This window comes from Thermococcus sp. (assembly GCF_015523185.1).
Taxonomy (GTDB): domain Archaea; phylum Methanobacteriota_B; class Thermococci; order Thermococcales; family Thermococcaceae; genus Thermococcus.
Map to the genome: position 1 here is coordinate 13,264 of NZ_WAKV01000067.1, position 19,551 is coordinate 32,814.

The window sequence follows — 19,551 nt, forward strand, 5'->3', positions numbered from 1 at the left end:
AATGGAGGAGGTTCGCTTTAGAAGGAGAAAACCCGCGGTTGAGAGGAAAATTGCCGAGATTAGGGAAGACGACACCAGGGTTTCTCTCATTGGCAAGGCCTTCAAGGTGGACAAGCTCGACTACACCTTCTGGCTAGACGATGGAACCGGTGTTATACTCGTTGAGAGCGAGGAGAACGTTTTACCCGAGAACGGCCAAACGGTAAGGGTCATCGGGAGGGTCATAAGGGGTGAGGAGAGCGTCCACATCTTCGGCGAGGTGATACAGGACTTCAGCGAGGCAGACCTGGAAGCGCTTGAAGAGATAAGGGAACTCGAGAGAAAGGTCCTGCCAAAGATTGAAAACGTCATCAGCTTCTTCGGGGGTGAGGAGCTATGAAGAAGCGCCTGCCAGCGAGCAGGGTCTACGTCAAGGACATTCTTGACGGCTACTACGTGAGAAGCGAGGGCGACTTCGAGCCCAACTACCTAATAACGCGCGACGCCAGAAAGGTCTATCGCGTCAAGGTCGTCGCCACCGTTGTCAGGGAGCCCGTTATAAGCGACGATGAGACCTACGGCAAGTTCCAGATTGACGACGGGACGGGAACGATATGGGTTCTCGGTTTCAGAGATGATACCCGCTTCATAAGACTCGTTAAAAAGGGCGACCTCGTCCAGATAATCGGGAAAGTAGCAGAGTGGCGCGATGACAAGCAGATACTTGTAGAGGGCGTTTCCAAAGTTAGTCCGAACTTCTGGATACTCCACCGCTTCGAGACCCTGAAGGAGAAGGTGGAGCACGCCGAGAAGGCTAGGATAGCCTTTGAAATCTACGACCGCTACGGAATAACGGCCAAGGCGAAGGTCATAGCCAAGAACAGGGGGGTTGATGAGGAGCTTCTCCTCACAATAGACGAGCTCTACACAATGATGCTTGAGCAGAGGGCCCTTGAGGAGGAGCTACTGGGTGAAGAAACGGCCGAAGAAACAGAGGAGACGCCACTCAATCCAGAGCTTGAGAAGGCAAAGGAAGCTGTAATGAACCTGCTCCGCGAGAAGGGGAAGGCTTTATCGCACAAGTTCATTGTTAAAAAGCTTTCAAAGGAGTTCGACGAGGAAATAATCGAGGAGGCGATAAGCCAATTGCTGGCTGAGGGGGAAATCTACGAGCCCGAGATAGGATTCTACGAACCCCTCTGAGCCTTTCTCCCTTTCAAATTTCCAAAAAATAAAGCCGTCAGTACTGCTCGCGCATTGTTCTTATAACTGGGTCGTGGATTAGCGTTGAGGTTATGCTGTCCACCATACGGAAGAACTCGTCCTTTCCGCGTTCAAGGTCGAGGCTTTCAATCCGTATGAGTTCGCATTTTTCCCCTAGAATCCACTTGCCAAGGAGAATCTTCTCTCTTCCATCTTTCTGGAGGTCTATCCTTATCAGGCCGTAGGGAATGTCAGCGGTCCACCAGTTGGCTTTGAAAGTGACCTTCCAGCCGGCATCCTCAACGACCTTCACGAGCTCGTTCAGGGTTGTCGCAGGCCCGTGAGGGGTCTTGAAGGTAAGCACCGTCCAGAGCTCATCGTTTTCCAGTTCCCTAACTATCTCGTCCTTAAATTCCATACCAATCACCTCACAAGTGAAGCTATCAGGAAAGCCATCACGGCTAGGAATATGCTGATTTTGAGCAACTTTTGGGAGCTGTGGGCGGTTTCCCTGTCCTGCGAGCGGAGGATAAGGAATGCCGAATAAAGGATTATGGCATCAACAGGAACCATGGCCAAGTAACTAAGTCCAACACCAGCTTTGATAGGTAGGAATGACGCTATAACAGTCAAAAACGCAAACAACGCCCCGATGTAGGCCGATTTTTTCTTCCCGATGACTATCGGCAGTGTCTTAGCACCCTTCGCTAGGTCGCCTTCCACATCCTCAATGTCCTTTATGACCTCCCGAGCGACGTTGACGAGGAAGGCACAAAGTGCCAGATATCCAGCGAGACCGATTTTACCAACGGCTATTGCTCCATAGAGCGGAGTCGCACCAGTTAAGCCGGCAACGGCCAAGTTACCGATGAAGGGCAGGGGCTTAAGCTTCCAGGCGTAGAGGAACATCGTGGCGTAGGCGATGAGGGCCAGTAAAAAGGCGTAGACGTTTATGAGCGAGGCGAGGACTAGGCCAATAGCGAAGAGCACCATCGCGTACCAGAAGGCAGTCCTCCTGCCCATGGCTCCTCTGGGGAGGGGTCTTTCCGGCCGGTTTATCCTGTCTATCTCGTAGTCGAAGTAGTCGTTTATGGTGTTGCCGGCCGAACAGCCGAGCGTTACAACGAGGAACACTAAAATTGCCTTCGTTGGCTCTGGAAAGTGTCCCACTGCAACTATCGAGCCGAGCAGACCGACTATACCAGCTAATATACAGTTGTGGGGCCTCGTGATTTCGATGAACGCCCTAGCCTCCAAGGTATCACCTTCCGACCATTGTGGTTGAACTTTAAAACCTTATGGGCTCAAAGTTCGTCTCTCCTTAAAAGGCTCATCTCCTCACCGGTTTCCAAAACCCTCATCCTTCCAAAACGGATTTCCCTAACAGAGCTCAATGAATCCTTCTCAAGGGGAGTTAGTACCTGAAGCGTTCCGGCACTGAAGTTAATCCACTTCAAAATTCCAAGGCCGAGACAGAGGCCGTTTTCGTCAATCAGGCCAACAAGGAGGTTGTTCAGCTTTTCAAAGTCTACGGCGTGAATCGAACGGTAGCCCCTCGGAAAGCTATCCTCATCTGCTTTCACAACTGTGTAGCGTTCATTGTTCTCCCATCCGGCAAGGACGAGCCACCGGAAGGCTCGCGAGAGGAGGGTTTTCTCCATTTCATCAAGGGGACGGCCATGGAAGAGGGAAGTTCCGGTAATAACTATCTCCGAAAGGTCAAACTCGACAAGACTGGAGTTCAGGAAGTATGTCCTCCACTTCTCAAACCTGATTTCTCGCCTTTCCTCTCTAGAGACGTTCCTTGCGTTTTCGCTGACTCCAAGCCTGACCACGTTTCCATACGGTGAGAGTGCCCTAGCAAGTGAGCTAAGTTCACCATTCCTCTCGAGGAGGACTATCAAATCCGGTTTCACTAGCTCTGCTTTAAGGCGTTTCATCTCAAAACCCGGTCCGGTAACGAAACCGGTCGTGTCTATTAAAACAACATCTGCACTTTTCTCGGCCAGCTCAACGAGCCTCCTAACGCCAACGGCCACCTCACCGATAAACTGGCCAGGAGAGACCGTTCCTATGAAGTAGTGAGCCATTCCAGTGAGTTTGGAAAGGCTTGAGAAGTTTTCCTCCGGGAGAGCAAGGCTTATCGTGGCTGGTGGGAGAACACCCTTCTGACCAACGTCGGAATCAACTACTGCAACGCTCTTTCCGAGGTTCATGAGCTCGTTTGCCAGAAACGTTACAAGGGTGCTCTTTCCCGTATCAAGGTCCCCAATAACCATAACCTTAACGGCATCTCGTGAAGAAAGCTCGGCAAGGAGTTCTAGCCTGTCGGGGGGAACATCGTTGGTGTAGATGGCCTTGTTCATGGTTTAGAGTTTCTGTGGAAGGTTAAAAACCTTGAGTCCAAAAACCCTAGAAAAACTTATAAGATGCCTCACTTTCAGTGAAGAAGTGAAAATGGAAGTTTGACGTTTATCGCGATTAAATTAGAAAAAGAATAAGGTGATACTCATGCCAGAGAGGAACTCCCTGACACCGAGGCAGGTCAAACTCCTGAGGAAGCTCTACGAGGACGGCAAGACAATCGAGGTTCATACCGTCGAGAAAACCCAGGACGAGCTGGCGAAAGAGCTTGGCATAACAAGACAAGCCTTGAGCAACCACCTCAAGGTTCTCAAGGAGCTCAGCTACATAAGAACCGGCAGGGGTTTCATAGACCTGACCGACAAAGCGCTTGAACTTTTGGGCGAGAAAAAAGGAGATGTTTTCGTTTTTGTTAAGATTGAACCGACAAAGAGAAGGCACGTCTATGAGGCCATAAGAAGACTCAAAATAAAGAAGATTTACCGCGTTACCGGCGACGTTGACCTGATAATCGAGGCAGACAAGACGAAACTTGACGAGATACTCGAGGAGATAGCTTCCCTCGACGGCGTCAGAGAAACCAACACCCACCTCGTCTTGGAAGTGCTATGACCTGAGTTTCTCTTCCATCAATCTTTTCAGCTCGTCGAGGTTCTTTCCGAACTTGGCCGAGACTGGAACAAAAGTCCTTGGAATTTCCGAATAGGGAACGCCGAACTTTTCAGCTAAAAAGTATATAACCCCCTGGACGTTCTTGACTTTGTCAACCTTGTTGACGGCAACTATGGTTGGTATGTCAAGCTCTTGGAGGAACTGGTAGAACTCCACATCTATCGGAATCTCGCCTCTCTTCTCCCAGCGTTCTATTATCTCAGGCGAAGCCTTTCCGTCAACAACAAGAACCGCGAGCTCTATCTCATCGGCGTTGTCCTCGATGAAGTGCACTATCTCATCCTTTACTCTCTCTTGGACGTGCTTTGGAAGCCCGCTCATGAAGCCAAAACCGGGCAAATCAACGACCTTTTTGCCCCTCCACTCGATTTCAACGGGTTTCCTCGTCACGCCGGGCCTCTTTCCCCTCTTAACCTTCTTCCCTGTAAGTTTGAATATCAGCGTGCTCTTGCCGACATTTGAGCGCCCGGCGAATATTATCATCTCTCCTCACCTAGCTGAAGTTCTTTCGGGCCTTTAAAAGGTTTGGCGGAAAGGTTAAGTATGCCTAGAAACAAAATCCTGCGGTGGTGAATATGCCCGAAGAGGCAAGGACTAACCAGTTAATAAACAAGTTCGTGATTTCTCTTACCGATGGCAAGATACTCGGCTATGTTACCGACATAAACGTCGAGGTTGAGGGAGACAAGTTCTACTTTATACTCAAGATGAAGGAAGTCGAGAACCTTGGGAAGGGCCAGAGCATTTTCACAAGCGAGAGGAAGATGAAAATATCCCCGGACGACATTGTAAACGTGGGGCCAGATGTTATAATCCTCGGCGACGGCAAGGTTCCCCCCCTGCGGGAAATCGAGAGACTCCACCAGATAGCTGAGGAATACAACTCCCTTGTGAAGGAGCTTGAGGCCAAAGAAAAACTTATAGAACAGCTCAAGGAGGAAAACTACCGCCTCAAGAGGGAAATCGAGGAGCTCCAGCGTGAGCTCAGGAAGTTCCAGGTCATGAAGGACGACTTTGAGCACCTGAAAGAGCAACTCGTAAGGCAGGAGGGGCAGCTTGAGATGGCTAGAGAATACATCAGGCTCCTCGAAGGCCTTAGGGGGGACATTGACAAGATTAAAGCTGACGTTGAGGCGCTCATCCAGAGACAGCTCGAAGAAGTTGTTAGGGGAATAATAGACGAGGAGCTAAACGCAAGGGGATTAAAGAAAACGAGCTTCCTTTAGCCGAAGATACTTGGACCAAAGACGTACAGAAGAACCTCAGCTGCAATGAGCACGAGGGTCATTGCTATGACGCCCTTCGGGCTGACCTTTATGGCCTTTGTGTCCTCGTCAAAGAACCTCATCAGCCCTGCTCCGGTTGGTGGGAGTGTCGTTTTTTCTTTCGCCATACTACCACCTGCCCTTGAGTTTTCACTATTATATTTAAACTTCACGGTAAGGTTTTTAAACGCTCCGTTCAAGACCGCTCGGGAAAGGGCTCTGCCCAATGAATCCCGCTGATGAATGGAGGTGGGAGGAATGGCCACTTTCAAGCTCGTTATATCGAACCCGAAGACCGGTATAGCAAAGCAGGTTGAGATAACCGGTGGGGAGGCAGAGAAGCTCATAGGAAAGCGCATAGGTGAGGAAGTCCCAGCGAAGGAGCTCGGTCTTAACCTCAGGGAGATATTCGGCGACGAGAGCATTTCCGAGGATGCGAAGCTCAAGATAACCGGAGGGACAGACAAAGACGGCTTCCCGATGAGACCAGACGTCCACGGCCCGAGGAGGGTTAAGATACTCCTCTCCAAGGGGCCGGGCTTTAGGCCCAGGGAGAAGGGTGAGAGGAGGAAGAAGACCGTCCATGGCAACACCATAAGCCCAAACATCGTCCAGGTCAACATGAAGATTGTGTTTTGAGCTTTCTTTACTCCTTTCTATGGCCATTTAAACTCTCAAATTGTACGGCCACTCGACTCTTTTACTTATACTTCTTTACCATTAGCAAAATGAAAAAAGTTATGGGGGTGAGTTGCATAGTTGATATCGGAGATAATTCTCACGGGTGGTTGTTGTGGGTGAGATGGTGGGGAGATTGGGAATTTCAATCCTTATGGTTGTCCTATCCTTTTTGGCAGTTTTTCTCCTTGGAGTTAACGCGGGAGGAATACCTCCACTTGCACTCTATCTCGTGGGCCTGCTGTTGGGTTCTATCGCTGTGGCGTTCCTTGCATCTAGGCTTGGTGTTAAGCCCGGAGACCTTGCAACGGTTACTTTAACCATCGTGCCAATCCTTCTCGTGGCAGTTCTTGGACTGTTAAAGATTGTGGCCTCTTTCATAGACGGTCCAATATCGGGCCCAACTGAGGGCGAGGGGTTCATATTGGTGCTACTGTTCCTCCTACTTCCAGCAGTTCTGCTGGGCCTTCTAGGAAGCTTTTTCGAGCTTACCCTGTGGAGGAAGGATAGAGAATCCTCCATGCCATGATTAACCGGGGAGTCGTTCATGGTTGCCAACAACAAAAAGTTCGCGTACAATTTCCTCACTCGCTTGATTGCGGTCGAGGTCTTGGTAGTCAATAATCCTACTCATTTACAGGGATGAGTAGATAGCATTCTCAAAATATATCCTAAGGAGAAAGCCGAGATTGTTACCAACAATCTCTTGGTTTCTCGTTATGTGATAGACTTTATACTGGTAATGGCATCTCTTTTTGGGTGATGGTTTGATAGCAACCTCCTCATCTTAGGACTGCTGGGGTTGATATTTGCACTGATAAGGGCCAAGCTCCTCACGGATGCAGGACACCCGTTTAGCAAAGACAAGAAGGAGAAACTCCTTCAGGCGAGGAATTTCAGGGTTTTTAATACATCGTAACCATCCGCTTGTTCGATTTTCTTCACCTGACTACTCCCAGAACGTTCAGCAAAACCGAAGGTGGGTTATAAAGAAACCTTAATAAGCGCCCCCAGTTTCTACTTCTTAGGGGTGAGAGAGATGGCCAAGGAGTTTAGACAGGCCGAGGTTAACATAGGAATGGTTGGTCACGTTGACCACGGTAAGACGACACTCACCAAGGCTTTAACCGGAATATGGACTGACACGCACAGCGAGGAACTGAGGAGAGGTATTACGATAAAGATAGGCTTCGCCGATGCCGAGATAAGGAAGTGCCCAAAGTGTGGCAGGTACTCAACCTCACCGGTCTGCCCATACTGCGGTGCCGAGACCGAGTTCGAGAGGCGCGTTTCCTTCATAGACGCCCCCGGCCACGAGGCGCTGATGACAACGATGCTCGCCGGAGCTTCCCTTATGGACGGTGCGGTACTTGTCATAGCGGCCAACGAGGGAGTCATGCCCCAGACGAGGGAGCACCTGATGGCCCTTCAGATAGTTGGGAACAAGAACATAGTCATAGCTCTCAACAAGATTGAGCTCGTCGACAGGGAGACCGTCATGAAACGCTATGAAGAAATCAAGGAGTTCGTGGCTGGAACTGTCGCTGAGAACGCCCCGATAATCCCGATTTCAGCTTTACATGGAGCTAATGTTGACGTTCTTCTCGCGGCAATAGAAAAGTTCATTCCAACTCCAAAGCGCGACCCGAACAAGCCGCCGAAGATGCTGGTTTTGAGGAGCTTCGACGTCAACAAGCCGGGAACTCCCCCTGAGAAGCTCATAGGTGGCGTTATCGGTGGTTCGATAGTCCAGGGCAAGCTGAAAGTGGGAGACGAGATAGAGATAAGGCCGGGCGTTCCCTATGAGGAGCACGGCAGGATTAAGTACGAGCCGATAACCACTGAAATAGTCTCGCTCCAGGCCGGTGGTAGGTTCGTTGAGGAGGCCTATCCGGGAGGACTCGTCGGCGTTGGGACAAAGCTCGACCCATACTTAACGAAGGGTGACCTTATGGCAGGAAACGTCGTTGGAAAGCCCGGCAAACTCCCGCCGGTGTGGAAGGAGCTCAGGCTTGAGGTTCATCTTCTTGAGCGCGTTGTTGGTACTGCCGATGAGCTCAAGGTGGAGCCAATTAAGAGGAAGGAGGTTCTCCTCCTCAACGTTGGAACGGCCAGAACGATGGGTCTCGTGACAGGCCTTGGAAAGGACGAGGTCGAGCTCAAGCTCCAGATTCCGGTCTGTGCTGAGGTCGGCGATAGGGTTGCCATAAGCAGGCAGGTCGGGAGCAGGTGGCGCCTCATAGGCTACGGTTTCATAAAGGAGTGAGCCCTTTCCCTTCTTTTCTTGGTGGTTTTTATGAGGAGGGAATGGATAGTCATCCCTGACACGAACTTTCTCCTTGTCCCGGGCCAGTTCGGCGTTGACATAATCTCGGAGCTCAACAGAGTCCTTGACGTTAGGTTCAGGATAGTCATTCCAAACGTTGTCCTCGATGAGCTGAGTGTCATAGAGAGAAAGACCCGGGGAAAAGACCTGCTCGCGGTTAGGATGGCTAAGAAGCTCGCGGAGAGGTTCGAGACCATCGAGATAAGTCGCTTTGGTGAAAAACCTATAGACGACCAGATTTACGATTTTGCCGTCAGTAACGAGCGTGTTATAGTCTGCACGAACGATAAAGGGCTGAAGAAGAGATTAAGGGAGAGGGGCATCCCAGTTGTTTACCTCCGCTCAAAAAAAATCCTCGAGCTTGAGGGCATGCTGGAGTGAAAAGACGTGCCTTATCCAGGCGGGTTTTCACCGAATCCCGTTCAAAACCCTTAAATTCTAAGCGCCGTTTGGGCTTTGGGTGGGAGAATGTATACGGAGGAGGCACTCTTAAAGGAAATTAGGGAACTCTTTGAGGACGACAAGCTCTTCGAGGCCTACGAAAGGACTTTTCGAGAGTACCACTACTACTTTGACACTACAAATTACATAGTGCTCAACGTCTACCAGTTCAACGACCATGGTCCCGTTCACGTTCTCCTGACGACAAGAAGGGCCCTTGAGTTGCTTAGGATACTCAAGAAGTTTGAAATCCAAACGACGGCTGAGAAACTTGGCAAGCCCCTCTGGTGGAGCAAGTTTATAGTCGCCTTTGGAGCCCTATTTCACGACATAGGCAACATGATACACAGGATAAACCATTATGAATTCAGCGTTTTCCTCGCCGAACCCATAATCGAGAGGCTCGTGAGGGAGTTCGAGAGGCACGACCCCCTGTTGCTGAAAGCTTTAACCCTCAACGCAATTTACACCCACGACGAGCACGTGCCGTGCACAACCATAGAGGGCTCTATCGTTACCATAGCTGATGGCTGTGACATGGAGGCAGGAAGGAGCAGGCTCGTCCACAAGAAGGACCGCGTTGACATACACGCCGTTTCTGCTCTAGCAATAGAGCGCGTTGAAATCCGCGAGGGTGACGAGAGACAGCCGATACTCATCGAGATATGGATGAAGCACCCGGCAGGAATCTTCCAAGTCGATGAGATTCTGACGAAGAAGGTCAAGAGCTCCCTCCTTGCAAGCAAGGTCAAGCTCAGGATTCACACCGGCAAGGACGGAGAAACCCTCGAAAAGGTTATCTGAGCTTTCTCCTATTTTTTGTCATGCTGGTTGAGGCATATCGGGACCTTAAATACCTCCTCAACAGGGGTTACAGGAAAAGCGTTGCCCTGAATTTCGTTTCCAACCACTACCAGCTTGGAAAAAAGGAACGGCACCTTTTAGCTCGCTGTGTCTTCTCGGATTCGTGGGTTGAGGAGGTTAAGCGAAAACTCCTCAGGCCCCATGAAGTCCGGGGTAGAGTTCTGGCGATAGACGGCTTTAACGTCCTCATAACCCTTGAATCCCTCTTAGCTGGGAAGGCAATACTCTGCGAAGATTCGCTCGTTAGAGATTTGGCCTACCGGGGGAAGTACAGACCTCATGAGGAGACTGAGCATAATCTAAAACTTATAGTCTCGGCCTTAGCTGAGCTCTCCCCGCAAAAGGCGGTCCTCTTCTACGGGAAGAACAACCCGGGGAGTGGCGTCGTTAAGGCAATCACCGAAAGGTTTCTGAGAGAGCTTGAGGTTCCAGCTGAGGTTCGCCTCGTCAGGAGTCCTGACTACGAGCTGAAAGCCTTTGAGACCGTCGCTACCGCAGACGTTGGCGTTATTGAGAAAGTCGAGCACGTTTTCGACCTTTCAAGGTTCGCCGGGGGCTTAGCCGGGCTGGAACCCCTTCCCTTGAGGGGAGTTTTAACAAGTTCAAGTTCGCTCGAATCTTTAAAAAGGTTTTAATAGAATGAACACCAAATACGTAAAGATGCCCTTTGCTTTTCTGGGCCTTACTCAACAAGAAAGGAGATGTTGGTATGAAAAAGTTTGCACTCGCCCTTTTGCTCGTGGCGGTTGTTATTATCGCAAGCGGATGCGTTGGTTCGGGTGGAAGCTCATCGGGAACGCCAGAAACGGGCTCCCAGTCCACCGGATGGGAGAGCTCAACATCTAAGTCCACTTCCTCGGTGGAAACGACGAAAACTACATCAGAGACGCACTCGACATCCTCCACCCCGAGCCAGAGCGAAACCGGAACCCAAACGTCAACCTCAATTCCACAGGGTGAGCTCTACTGGAAAAACCCATGGGAATACTCTCCGATAGTGGTCGATGGCGAGCGCTACTTCGTTACCCACTACGTCGTCCTCTACAGGGTCAGGCCGAACGAAACGAGCCCGCTCTACGAGTACAGAATCGAGAAGACAGAGAGGAAAACCAACGTTACGGTCTATGGCCTCGACTTCTCAGGTTCCAAGACCGAGGTAGGAAGCTTTGAGGTTTACGAGTACGAGACGGTTATAACGCCAGTCAAGGCCGTGGAAATGGACAAACCCGTCACGATTAGGGTCTGGTACACCACGCGGACGAGCGAAGCCTTCATATACCCCTGGGACATGGGCTGGGCCTCCTCAACCTACGGCGACAACGACTTCGTCGGCTTCAAGATTGAGTACGACGGAAGGGAGCTCCTCTACACCAATCCCCCAGCGGTGGGTAAATCGGTCATTCCCTATATCGGTGGCGACCAGGATATCATGAGCGACCTGAATCCCGACCTGATGAACCTCTACACTGGCTGGTTCGCGGTCCTGCACGTTGGACTATGGGGTGACTGGAGTGCTAGAAACCTTCTGGAGCCTCAAAAGGGGGCCTGGAGCGACTACCTCGGCCACGCCTGGGAGTGGGAGACGAGGCCCGATGGAACCGTGGAATTCTCAGGTATAGAGTTCCGCGTTGTTGAAGGAACTTGGAGCTACTCTGGGCCGGAGGGGGTTTCGATGAGTGGAAGGGCGAAGATCGCGCCGAAAATCTTCATCCCGCTTGAGGTTGATGGAAACTTTACGTCCCTTGACGAGAGCGGGAACCCAATAACGATATACGGCTACTTCAAGGTTGAAAGGCTGGACCTGGTGAGGGCTCCTTAGGAAACTTTAAATTTTGGCTCTCAAATTTTTCAACATGAAAACCTTCGGAGAGCACGAGCTCAAAACGCAGTTCATACACGTCGGAAACAAAAAAATTCATATAATCGAAAACTCAGAAGGGGTTTTCACGTACAAGCGAGACGATGTTGTTGTGAGAATTCTTAAGGGGAGAAAGCTTTCCATTCTTCCTGCCCCCGCTGAGGGATACGGCGTCAGGTTTCTCATGATAAGGCTCAGGGAGAGACTTACCGTTCCACCTGGAGAGACGGTTCACGGTTATCTCAGCGCACCAGTGGACGTTGTATCCAAGACCGGAAACACAACAATAGACCGCTTCGTTGTTGGAAAGGAAAAATACGCCCTATACGGAGAGCATTCAATTGGGATTATTGCAAGATACCATGTAAGTCCGTTTTACGAGAGCGAACCGGACTCTCTGGGTGTGGTCAAGCTGATTATTAGGAATCCCACAAGGGATTGGAAACTGGTTGAGCGAGTCGTTATCCCAATAAAAAACAGCACCATGTTCTATTCCGGGGAGAGGGCCTACTACCCCCTTATAATTCTCACGACAAAGGAACCCTACGAGGTTAACAACACGGGGAATCCTCCAGATGGAAGGCTAAAGGCGACTCACAAGGCCGAACCCATGCCAAACTTCAGGATGAGGTGGTGGCCGTGAACACAACTGCCTTATCAACGCCAATCGTTCCGGGAATCACCGTTGAGGAGTTGCTCAAGGCCATCTTGGCTATGGTTATCCTGACGTTCCTCGGCGAACTTATGAAGAAGGGCATAATTCGGGCCTCGAAAGAAACGGACCTGACGTGGATACTCAATGAGGACACAGCAGAACTCGTCTTCAAGCTCTTTATCCTTGGCGGCATAATCGGGGCCCTCTACGCCCTCGGTCTGATGAAATACAACGTAGGACCGACGACAATAGGAAACCTTGCCTTTGCAGTGGGGTTTTTCTACATCTCCTACCTTATAGCAAAGAAATCAAAGGACTACCTCATTCAGACAAAAAGAGGGCCAGAGGACAAAATCAAGGCAAAGCTTTTCTATTATACTTTCATAACCTTGGCGTTTTTCCTTGCCCTTAGCTTTGCGGGTATCATGGGTGAGCTCGGAGCCCTTCTAGCCGCGGCAGGGATAACGGGTATCGTTCTCGGTTTCTCGTCGAGAACCGTCGTTTCTAACTTCGTCTCCGGAATCTTCATGTACTTTGACAAACCCCTCCAGATAGGCGACGCTGTCCAAGTCGGAGATGTCCAAGGGATTGTCGAGGACATAAGGATTCTCTCGACGAGAATAAGGACATGGGATGGAACCCTTGTCAGGATTCCAAATGAGACATTATTTAACAGTAACATTGTTAATCTAAAGCGGTATCCGGTTCGGAGGGTTGACGTTCAGGTGGGCATAGCCTATGCAGAGGATGCCCAAAGGGCGATTGAGGTTATAAAGAAAACCCTCGATGAGATGCCCCTCGTTTTGGCAGAGCCCGAGCCGAGGGTTTACGTCGAGGATTTGGGAGACAGCGCCGTTATCTTGAGGGTCTGGGCATGGGCCCCGAGCGAGAAGTGGTTTGATGTAAGGACCGAAATCGTGAGGAGAATAAAGGAGGCCCTTGACAGGGAGGGTATAGAGATACCCTTCCCGCAGAGGGTCAACTGGTTCGCGAACGAGTTGAAGGTAAAGTTAGAGGGCGAGTGAGGTGTTTTCTTACTCCTTTTCAATCAGGGCGTAAAAGAAGCCTATTGTGCCATGTCTGTGGGGCCAGGCCCTCATCGTCTCGGGTAGGAAACCCTCATCGTAGGGTCCACTTATAGGGACAAGCCTGGCATCGCTGTGCCCCTTAAGGAACCACTCCACAACATCCTCGTTCTCCTCCCTCAGCATGGAACAAGTCGAATAGAGCAACCTCCCGCCGGGCTTTAAAAGTCTCCAAGCGCTCTCGATGAGCTCCTTCTGGAGCGCAACAACCTTGGGAATGTTCTTCTCCCTCAACCGCCACCTCAGTTCGGGGTTCTTTGCTATCGTCCCGTCGCTCGTGCAGGGAGCGTCCAGAAGGACCCTGTCCGCTACTCCCTCCCCCAGCACTTCCGGGGCATTCCTGCCGTCGAGCTTCTTTACTTCCGCTATCTCAACGCCCATCCACTGCAAGATTTTCCTCATGCGCTTAATCCTCTCGGGGTCAACGTCGAGGGCATATATCCTTCCCTCGTTATTCATGAGCTCGGCCATGTGGGCGGTCTTTCCTCCTGGGGCCGCGGCCAGGTCAACGACGGTTTCACCTGGTTTGGGAGCGAGAATAAGTGACGCAACGGCTGAAGCTTCCTCCTGCGGGAGTGCCAGACCCCTCTCCATCAGCTTCCCAGGGTTAAAGGGGTCGAGAACCCGGATTACTGTCTCAACCCTCTTGCTCCTTTCAAAAAGGAGGTCCCTTTCCTTTAGGTAATCCTCAACTTCCTCAACGCTCGCCTTCAGTCTGTTTACCCTCAAGCTAACCGGCAGGGTTTCGTTGAGCGCTTTGAGGAGTTCCTCCGCTTCGTCACCCAGAAGTTCACGCATCTTTCCAATGAACCACTCCGGAAACAGGTAATCCCACTTTAGCCTTTTTTCCTCAGAGTCTAGCCTTGGGACGTAGTTGATAACCTTTGGGAGAAGGTCGTAGTAGTAATAACCCACGTAGGGGTGGGTTCTGCTTGAGAGGAACTTGGCCAGACCTTTAAGATGTTGCAGGGTCTTTTCGTTCGGGTTTCTGAAAACGGCAACCTCAACGGCCACTCTAAGCGTTGCCCTCAGCCATGGGTCTAAAATGAGCGGAGAAACGCCGACGAGCTCGCCTATAACCTCGTCTATGAGTCCGAGTCGTCGCTGAATTGAGTAGAAAATTCCGGTAAGCTTGGAGTTCTCCCATCCCTCTATTCTGTACTTGGAGAAGGCTTTCCTCTTAGCCTGCTGGCTCGGTTTTATCTCCTCTCCAAGTTTAACGGCCTCGATGAGGGCGTAGAGCTGTCTGTCGCTCAGCTTGAGCTTTGGCATCAGAGCTTACCCCTGTTTCCGTAGAATTCCCATGGAGACGTTGGAATCGTGCCTATCGCGGAGGAAATTAGGTATGCCTCATCGCCCAGCCCGATGCTCAGTAGCTCCTCAACAACGCGCTGGGCTTCTTTGGGCCTAAATCGGTAGTATCTCGCCAGGGTCTCTCTCAATTTATCAAATACTTCAATGGCCTTTGCCTTTCTTATGTGGTCGTTGCAGTTAAGCATCGCCTTTCTCAACGCTGGAAGGAGTTCTTTAATAAGGACATCCATATGATAGACGGGTGGGAGCTTCGATATCTTGAGTGATGCAACTAGACCAGCGTCAACAAGCCTTGGCTCGCCGCTGAGGAGTGCACCCGCAACTCTCTCCACAAGGGTTACCCAGCAGTCCTTGTCTATAGCCCCTGTCTCAAGGAGCACCATGGCAATGACTATCGCCTCCGCAGTGGTGCCGTTTTTCAGCATACTCTTCAGCTCTCCCGCAACGCTATCGTCTATGTAGGGGGCCATAACGTTCTCGACGACGTTGAGTAATTCGTCCCACACCATTGTGTTTTTAGTTTCGGCTATTGCTGTTATTGCCCTCACCAGCTTGAGAAGCCTCACCCCGTTGAGGGGATTGTTCTTCAGAAGTGCTGAGAGTATCGCTAGGGTTCTCCACTGGACGCGGGGGTCTTCCGTTGAGAGGCTGTCAATGAGAACGTCAAAGCCCAGTTCGAGAATCCTCTTCCTCTCACGCCAGTTTGAGGTCTGAACGAGCTCTAGAAGCGCTGAGAGTGCGGCGAGCTTTACGTCTGTATCCTCTGACCCAATTGCATTTAGTATTTCAATCAGAGCTTCGTCGCTATTTCGTGCAAGTCTTATTAAATCCTTCATCTCCCACTTTTTGAGCAGTGAATCAAAACTACCCCGGGGCATTCACGTCACCGATATTGATTCTACCATTTAACCTGACGTTTGGCATAAATATATTTTTTTCGGTGAAAAACCTGGACCTTCTAATAAATCCAAATGAATATCTATAGTGAACGCCTTTCGAGGAGATAGAGGTCAACGGAAATTCTCCCCAGTCTTTTTCTGTGAAAATGGAACTGGGCAGGAATCTCGAAGGGAACCGTCCCCAGCAGGGTTGCTTTGAATCCAAAGTCTCGGGAAAACTTTTCTATGAACCTCCTCACCTCAGGCTTTGCCAGATGTATTGAGTAAATAACATCGGCAACTTCAAAGGCCTTCATAAGGAATGGTCTATCGGCATGTCTCCTCTGACTCCCGAATGGAGGGTTCATAACAACGGTGTCAACGCTTTCATTGAACTCCGAGACATCGGCGTTTATGAACTCAACCTCAAGTCCAAGGACTTTTGCGTTTTTTCTGGCAACTTCGAGGGCTTCTTTGTCAATCTCAACAGCGTAGACCTTCCTCGCCCCAAGGAGCTTCGCACCGATTGAGAGAACCCCGGTTCCGGCACCCAGGTCAGCGATAGTTCTGCCGACTATATGCCCCGAGGAGTGAGCAAGCCACAGGAGTTCGGCCGCTACATCTCCCGGGGTTCGATACTGCTCCAGCTCGGGTTTTGGATCCCTAAATCCTTCGAGCCTTGAAAGGGTCATGGCAAGGTGCTTTTTCTTCATTTTCCTACACCGTGAACGGCTATGCCGAGGGGCTCGTCCTCCCTTCGTTCAGCCCCGAGTATTTCATCGAATTTGTACTCGTCGGTTAAACCTAGAAGTAGCTCTACCTCCCTCGGAGTTAGCACGGGCTTCCCCCAGTTCTCGTAGTCATCTATCGGAACCCTTGGGCATGCGACAACAACATAGGCATCGAAGGGGAATCCCTCCACCTGTGGGTAGCTTATGTGGTCCATTGCTATAAGTCTGGCCTTCTTCCCGTGCTCCCTGAGAAGCTCCAAGGTTCTCTTGGCTTCAGCAAGCCTTAACTGGCCCTTCTTCGTGCTTACTATAACCCCAAAGCTCTTCGCGTCTATGGCCTTCGCTATCTGGGCCCAGCGCCTTCTGATTATTCTCTCTGCCTCCTTGGCCATCCAGATTGCGTCTCCAGTGTGAGGGTTTACTGCCAGGGTTGGTTTTTTTGTAGCAAGGGCAACCCCCAGGGGGTGAAAGTAGCCTGAACCGATGAAGAGAATCCCCTCTGCCTTTACTCTTGCACTTGAAAAGTTACACCCGAGAACCTGTCCCGGCCAGGAAACGCGGGAATCCCCCCGCCCAATAACGACCTCAAAGCCGTTCGTTTCCAAGAAGTTCTTGGCATCTTCGAGTTTGTGGATGTGCTGGGCAGTTGTTACAAGGGCTATTTTCTTTCCAAGTTTTCTGATTTCCTCAAGGTTTTTCTTCAAGGACGGAATAACATCCACTCTGGAAAAAGCTGGAACGAAAATTGTTGGCACTTCAAGATGAAGCGTCATATAGCTGTGCCCGAGATGGATTAAAGCATCGCAACCAAGCCGTTTCGCTTCCAAATCCGCTGGGTCGCAGGCGCCGTAGTTAACTTCTCCGTAGAGGGTGACTTCAAGTCCCCTATCCTCAAGGAAACTGGCCAACTCTTCAGCTTCTCTCCTGAGGCCTTCCGGTGACTGTATGAGGACACGGTTAGCGTTGAGCCTTCGCAGTTCGGCGAGTATCTCTTCGAGGGGAATCACGTACATTCAACCACCCACTAAACCCTGTTTTGATGGGTTTAAATTTTCATCGGGGAGGTTACTAATAACAGTTGCCGGGCACCTAAGATTAAATATAAAGTTTTCTTGGTAACGTTGTGGTATGTAAAATTTCTTAGATATTTCACAAATTTATTCGAAGGGTTTATTAAGCATTGTTGAGCAAAGATACTCTAAAATCTACGTTGGAGTGAAGCAAATGAGGAGGGTTGCATTTATAATGAGTGTGTTGCTCCTGATTGTGACGTTGAGCCCCGTTTCAGCGTCTTCAAGCCTGTCTCAGGACTATTCCCACCCATATCCAACGGGTATTATCCCCGGAGATATAGTAATTGGACACAACCCCATATCAGATCTTATAATCCCAGGATACTGGACTCACACGGGTATAATAGCATACTATGACTCCTCTGCCCAGGACTGGGTGGTTGTCGAAGCATGGGATAACCCAAGCGAAGTTAGGACCGTGTATCTATCGGACTTCTTGAAGAGGTACGACACGGTGGCGGTTCTCAGGGTTGATACAACAAACGAAGTGAGGGAGGCAGCGGTCAGGTTCGCGCTTCAACAGCTTGGCAAGCCCTATGACTGGGGATGGTGGACAAAAGAGGTCTATGGAGACAGCTATTACTGTTCCGAACTCGTGTGGGCATCATACATGGCGGCGGGAGGCCCCGATATCGACGCACACCCGGGATTCTACTGGGAGTACCTCTGGGGAGTTGCCCCACAGGAAATCTACGACGATGATGACACCTACGTAGTCTACTACGACTCTTCTTGAGCCCCTTGTTTTTCTTCATTTTGGTGGCAAAACCCTTTTATATTTCCTTCGCATATAATACCTCGAAGTTCGAGGTATTGGGGGGCTGACCATGATTGTTGTAACCACGGAAAAAATTCCGGGCTACAGGATTGTTGAGGTCAAGGGACTCGCCCGGGGAGGGGTTGTTATGGCAACTCACCTTGGCCGGGACATTCTTGCCGGTTTAAGAAACCTTGTTGGCGGGGAAGTCAAGGAGTACACCGAGATGATGGCACAGGCAAGGGAGATAGCACTCCAGAGGATGATTGAAAATGCCAATGAAATGGGTGCGAACGCTATAATAGGGATGCGCTTTATGACCTCCAACGTTGGTCAGAGGATGGCGGAAGTTTACGCCTTTGGAACCGCCGTTATAGTTGAGCCGGAGTGATTCATATGAAACGCCTTCTGGCGCTTCTCGTTTTTCTGCTTCTCTTGGACTACGTTTTCGCTTTAACACCTCAAGAGGCAATGATGGAAGCCCTTAAAACAGGTAACTACTCCCTTGTTGAGCCGTACCTCGGGGACGACATGAAGAAGCTCTTCACCGAGAAGGTGTTCAACGGCATCAGAAGTGAACTTGTGAAGGAATACGGGCCGATTAGTGGCTACAAGCTCGAGAAAACGGAGGAGAAAGGCGGATACCAAATCTACTACTACCGTGTTATAGCCGAGAAAGGCAACTACACCGTGAGCGTCACAGTAAAAGATGGGAAGGTCGAAGGCTTCCATTTCGCCCCGGGTTTTAGTCCAGGAAAAGCGATCTATCCGCTCCTCGGAGGACTGCTCGGTTTACTCCTAATCTGGGCATACCTAAGAAAGTTCCATACGGGGGAGCTTATCCTTGGAGCGTTCCTGATAATTCCCGTACTCGTGGTCCAACCCCCGATACAGATGATTCCAGGCTACCTTGGTATAACCAACCCGGTCGTTCTCTCCCTCTGGGGCGGTTTCATAGCGGGCCTCCTCCAGGAACCGTTGAAGTACTACTTCTCTAGGGACAAAACCCTCGGAAAAGCGGCCTATGTAGGCATTGGTTTTGGGCTCGGCGAGACCACCTACGTGGCAATTATCTCGGCCATCGCAGGAGGTTCCCTTCTGGGACTCATTGAGAGAACCCTTGCGCTACTCTTCCATACGTCCACAACGATTCTCTTTGCGTACTCCTACAGAAACGGCCGGGGAAAAAAGGCCCTCTTGGCAATGGTTCTCGTTCACTGGGTCGTTGACAGCATGGCCTCCTACTGGCATGTGGCCCAGTCGAGATTCTTCCTCTTAGCTGGATATGGGATTATGCTCGGAGTTTCATTAATAGTCCTTCCAAAGCTCCTTCCCTTGGCGAAAGCCGAGAGCGAAGAGCCTGCAGTAATATGGTGAAGTTTTATGTTTCATCCTGTATTCACATGGG

25 protein-coding genes are annotated in these 19,551 nt (G+C 50.5%); 16 read left to right on the top strand and 9 right to left on the bottom strand.

Annotated elements, in window-relative coordinates; genetic code table 11:
* The first annotated feature begins 1 nt into the window (after window position 1).
* Window positions 2-379, top strand: a complete 378-nt coding sequence (locus tag F7B33_RS07850; protein WP_297064074.1) for a replication protein RepA — start codon at window positions 2-4, stop codon at window positions 377-379.
* Entirely contained in the window at window positions 376-1,182 is an 807-nt protein-coding gene (locus tag F7B33_RS07855; RefSeq protein WP_297064065.1) for an OB-fold nucleic acid binding domain-containing protein, read from the top strand. Before F7B33_RS07850 ends, F7B33_RS07855 begins: the two co-directional genes overlap by 4 nt.
* Before the next feature lie 37 nt (window positions 1,183-1,219).
* Here the strand turns inward: F7B33_RS07855 and F7B33_RS07860 are convergent, their stop codons facing one another.
* The 3 genes from F7B33_RS07860 to F7B33_RS07870 are packed head-to-tail and all read right to left on the bottom strand — an operon-like array spanning window position 1,220 to window position 3,548.
* The gene (locus F7B33_RS07860) at window positions 1,220-1,600 is read right to left on the bottom strand and encodes a ribonucleoside-triphosphate reductase (RefSeq protein ID WP_297064068.1); all 381 of its coding nucleotides are present in this window, start codon (window positions 1,598-1,600) and stop codon (window positions 1,220-1,222) included.
* 5 nt (window positions 1,601-1,605) lie between these two features.
* Complete coding sequence (locus tag F7B33_RS07865) at window positions 1,606-2,439, bottom strand: geranylgeranylglycerol-phosphate geranylgeranyltransferase (protein ID WP_297074043.1); 834 nt, start codon at window positions 2,437-2,439, stop codon at window positions 1,606-1,608.
* A 47-nt stretch (window positions 2,440-2,486) separates the two neighbouring features.
* Window positions 2,487-3,548, bottom strand: a complete 1,062-nt coding sequence (locus tag F7B33_RS07870) for a Clp1/GlmU family protein (RefSeq protein ID WP_297066426.1) — start codon at window positions 3,546-3,548, stop codon at window positions 2,487-2,489.
* A gap of 145 nt (window positions 3,549-3,693) precedes the next feature.
* On the opposite strand from F7B33_RS07870, the gene F7B33_RS07875 reads away from it, so the two are divergent.
* Window positions 3,694-4,158 (top strand): Lrp/AsnC family transcriptional regulator, encoded by a 465-nt coding sequence (locus F7B33_RS07875; RefSeq protein ID WP_297074045.1) that lies wholly within the window; start codon window positions 3,694-3,696, stop codon window positions 4,156-4,158.
* Here F7B33_RS07875 and engB read toward each other — a convergent pair.
* Window positions 4,153-4,701 carry a GTP-binding protein EngB gene (gene engB / locus F7B33_RS07880; protein ID WP_297074047.1) on the bottom strand — a complete coding sequence of 183 codons (549 nt, stop codon included), beginning with the start codon at window positions 4,699-4,701 and terminating at the stop codon, window positions 4,153-4,155. The two genes, F7B33_RS07875 and engB, sit on opposite strands and share 6 nt — an antisense overlap.
* A gap of 92 nt (window positions 4,702-4,793) precedes the next feature.
* Here engB and F7B33_RS07885 point away from each other — a divergent pair, with 92 nt between their 5' ends.
* Window positions 4,794-5,444: a hypothetical protein gene (locus F7B33_RS07885; protein WP_297074049.1), complete on the top strand. Its 651-nt coding sequence runs from the start codon at window positions 4,794-4,796 to the stop codon at window positions 5,442-5,444.
* On the opposite strand, the gene F7B33_RS07890 is transcribed toward F7B33_RS07885, so the two are convergent.
* The gene (locus tag F7B33_RS07890; protein ID WP_297066434.1) at window positions 5,441-5,611 is read right to left on the bottom strand and encodes a preprotein translocase subunit Sec61beta; all 171 of its coding nucleotides are present in this window, start codon (window positions 5,609-5,611) and stop codon (window positions 5,441-5,443) included. The two genes, F7B33_RS07885 and F7B33_RS07890, sit on opposite strands and share 4 nt — an antisense overlap.
* Window positions 5,612-5,741: 130 nt before the next feature.
* Between F7B33_RS07890 and F7B33_RS07895 the strand changes: the two genes are divergently transcribed.
* The 9 genes from F7B33_RS07895 to F7B33_RS07935 all read left to right on the top strand — a co-directional run bounded on the left by F7B33_RS07895 (window position 5,742) and on the right by F7B33_RS07935 (window position 13,330).
* Window positions 5,742-6,122 (top strand): 30S ribosomal protein S6e, encoded by a 381-nt coding sequence (locus F7B33_RS07895; protein ID WP_297066436.1) that lies wholly within the window; start codon window positions 5,742-5,744, stop codon window positions 6,120-6,122.
* 154 nt (window positions 6,123-6,276) lie between these two features.
* Entirely contained in the window at window positions 6,277-6,690 is a 414-nt protein-coding gene (locus tag F7B33_RS07900) for a hypothetical protein (RefSeq protein ID WP_297074050.1), read from the top strand.
* Window positions 6,691-7,200: 510 nt separating this feature from the next.
* Window positions 7,201-8,427 carry a translation initiation factor IF-2 subunit gamma gene (gene eif2g / locus F7B33_RS07905; protein ID WP_297074051.1) on the top strand — a complete coding sequence of 409 codons (1,227 nt, stop codon included), beginning with the start codon at window positions 7,201-7,203 and terminating at the stop codon, window positions 8,425-8,427.
* Window positions 8,428-8,457: 30 nt separating this feature from the next.
* Window positions 8,458-8,868: a PIN domain-containing protein gene (locus F7B33_RS07910; RefSeq protein WP_297074052.1), complete on the top strand. Its 411-nt coding sequence runs from the start codon at window positions 8,458-8,460 to the stop codon at window positions 8,866-8,868.
* Window positions 8,869-8,955: 87 nt separating this feature from the next.
* On the top strand, window positions 8,956-9,732 hold the full coding sequence (locus F7B33_RS07915) for an HD domain-containing protein (protein ID WP_297062601.1): 777 nt from the start codon (window positions 8,956-8,958) through the stop codon (window positions 9,730-9,732).
* 20 nt (window positions 9,733-9,752) lie between these two features.
* Window positions 9,753-10,427 carry a DUF434 domain-containing protein gene (locus F7B33_RS07920; RefSeq protein ID WP_297074054.1) on the top strand — a complete coding sequence of 225 codons (675 nt, stop codon included), beginning with the start codon at window positions 9,753-9,755 and terminating at the stop codon, window positions 10,425-10,427.
* 74 nt (window positions 10,428-10,501) lie between these two features.
* Window positions 10,502-11,611 (top strand): hypothetical protein, encoded by a 1,110-nt coding sequence (locus F7B33_RS07925; RefSeq protein WP_297074055.1) that lies wholly within the window; start codon window positions 10,502-10,504, stop codon window positions 11,609-11,611.
* Between the two features lie 34 nt (window positions 11,612-11,645).
* Window positions 11,646-12,293, top strand: a complete 648-nt coding sequence (locus tag F7B33_RS07930) for a DUF432 domain-containing protein (RefSeq protein WP_297062607.1) — start codon at window positions 11,646-11,648, stop codon at window positions 12,291-12,293.
* Window positions 12,284-13,330, top strand: coding sequence for a mechanosensitive ion channel domain-containing protein (locus F7B33_RS07935; protein WP_297062609.1), 1,047 nt, complete (start codon window positions 12,284-12,286; stop codon window positions 13,328-13,330). Before F7B33_RS07930 ends, F7B33_RS07935 begins: the two co-directional genes overlap by 10 nt.
* Before the next feature lie 9 nt (window positions 13,331-13,339).
* Here the strand turns inward: F7B33_RS07935 and F7B33_RS07940 are convergent, their stop codons facing one another.
* The 4 genes from F7B33_RS07940 to dph2 all read right to left on the bottom strand — a co-directional run bounded on the left by F7B33_RS07940 (window position 13,340) and on the right by dph2 (window position 17,326).
* Entirely contained in the window at window positions 13,340-14,662 is a 1,323-nt protein-coding gene (locus tag F7B33_RS07940) for an RsmB/NOP family class I SAM-dependent RNA methyltransferase (RefSeq protein ID WP_297062611.1), read from the bottom strand.
* Window positions 14,662-15,582, bottom strand: coding sequence for a hypothetical protein (locus F7B33_RS07945; protein ID WP_297074057.1), 921 nt, complete (start codon window positions 15,580-15,582; stop codon window positions 14,662-14,664). The genes F7B33_RS07940 and F7B33_RS07945 overlap by 1 nt, the downstream gene beginning before the upstream one ends.
* 101 nt (window positions 15,583-15,683) lie before the next feature.
* Complete coding sequence (locus tag F7B33_RS07950; RefSeq protein ID WP_297062615.1) at window positions 15,684-16,295, bottom strand: METTL5 family protein; 612 nt, start codon at window positions 16,293-16,295, stop codon at window positions 15,684-15,686.
* Entirely contained in the window at window positions 16,292-17,326 is a 1,035-nt protein-coding gene (gene dph2, locus F7B33_RS07955) for a diphthamide biosynthesis enzyme Dph2 (RefSeq protein ID WP_297062616.1), read from the bottom strand. The genes F7B33_RS07950 and dph2 overlap by 4 nt, the downstream gene beginning before the upstream one ends.
* Before the next feature lie 211 nt (window positions 17,327-17,537).
* On the opposite strand from dph2, the gene F7B33_RS07960 reads away from it, so the two are divergent.
* From F7B33_RS07960 to F7B33_RS07970, 3 genes are all read left to right on the top strand, one after another.
* Window positions 17,538-18,122, top strand: a complete 585-nt coding sequence (locus F7B33_RS07960) for a YiiX/YebB-like N1pC/P60 family cysteine hydrolase (protein ID WP_297062617.1) — start codon at window positions 17,538-17,540, stop codon at window positions 18,120-18,122.
* A gap of 91 nt (window positions 18,123-18,213) precedes the next feature.
* On the top strand, window positions 18,214-18,534 hold the full coding sequence (locus F7B33_RS07965; RefSeq protein ID WP_297062618.1) for a heavy metal-binding domain-containing protein: 321 nt from the start codon (window positions 18,214-18,216) through the stop codon (window positions 18,532-18,534).
* A gap of 5 nt (window positions 18,535-18,539) precedes the next feature.
* Complete coding sequence (locus F7B33_RS07970) at window positions 18,540-19,520, top strand: DUF3887 domain-containing protein (RefSeq protein ID WP_297074058.1); 981 nt, start codon at window positions 18,540-18,542, stop codon at window positions 19,518-19,520.
* Window positions 19,521-19,551: the final 31 nt, after the last annotated feature.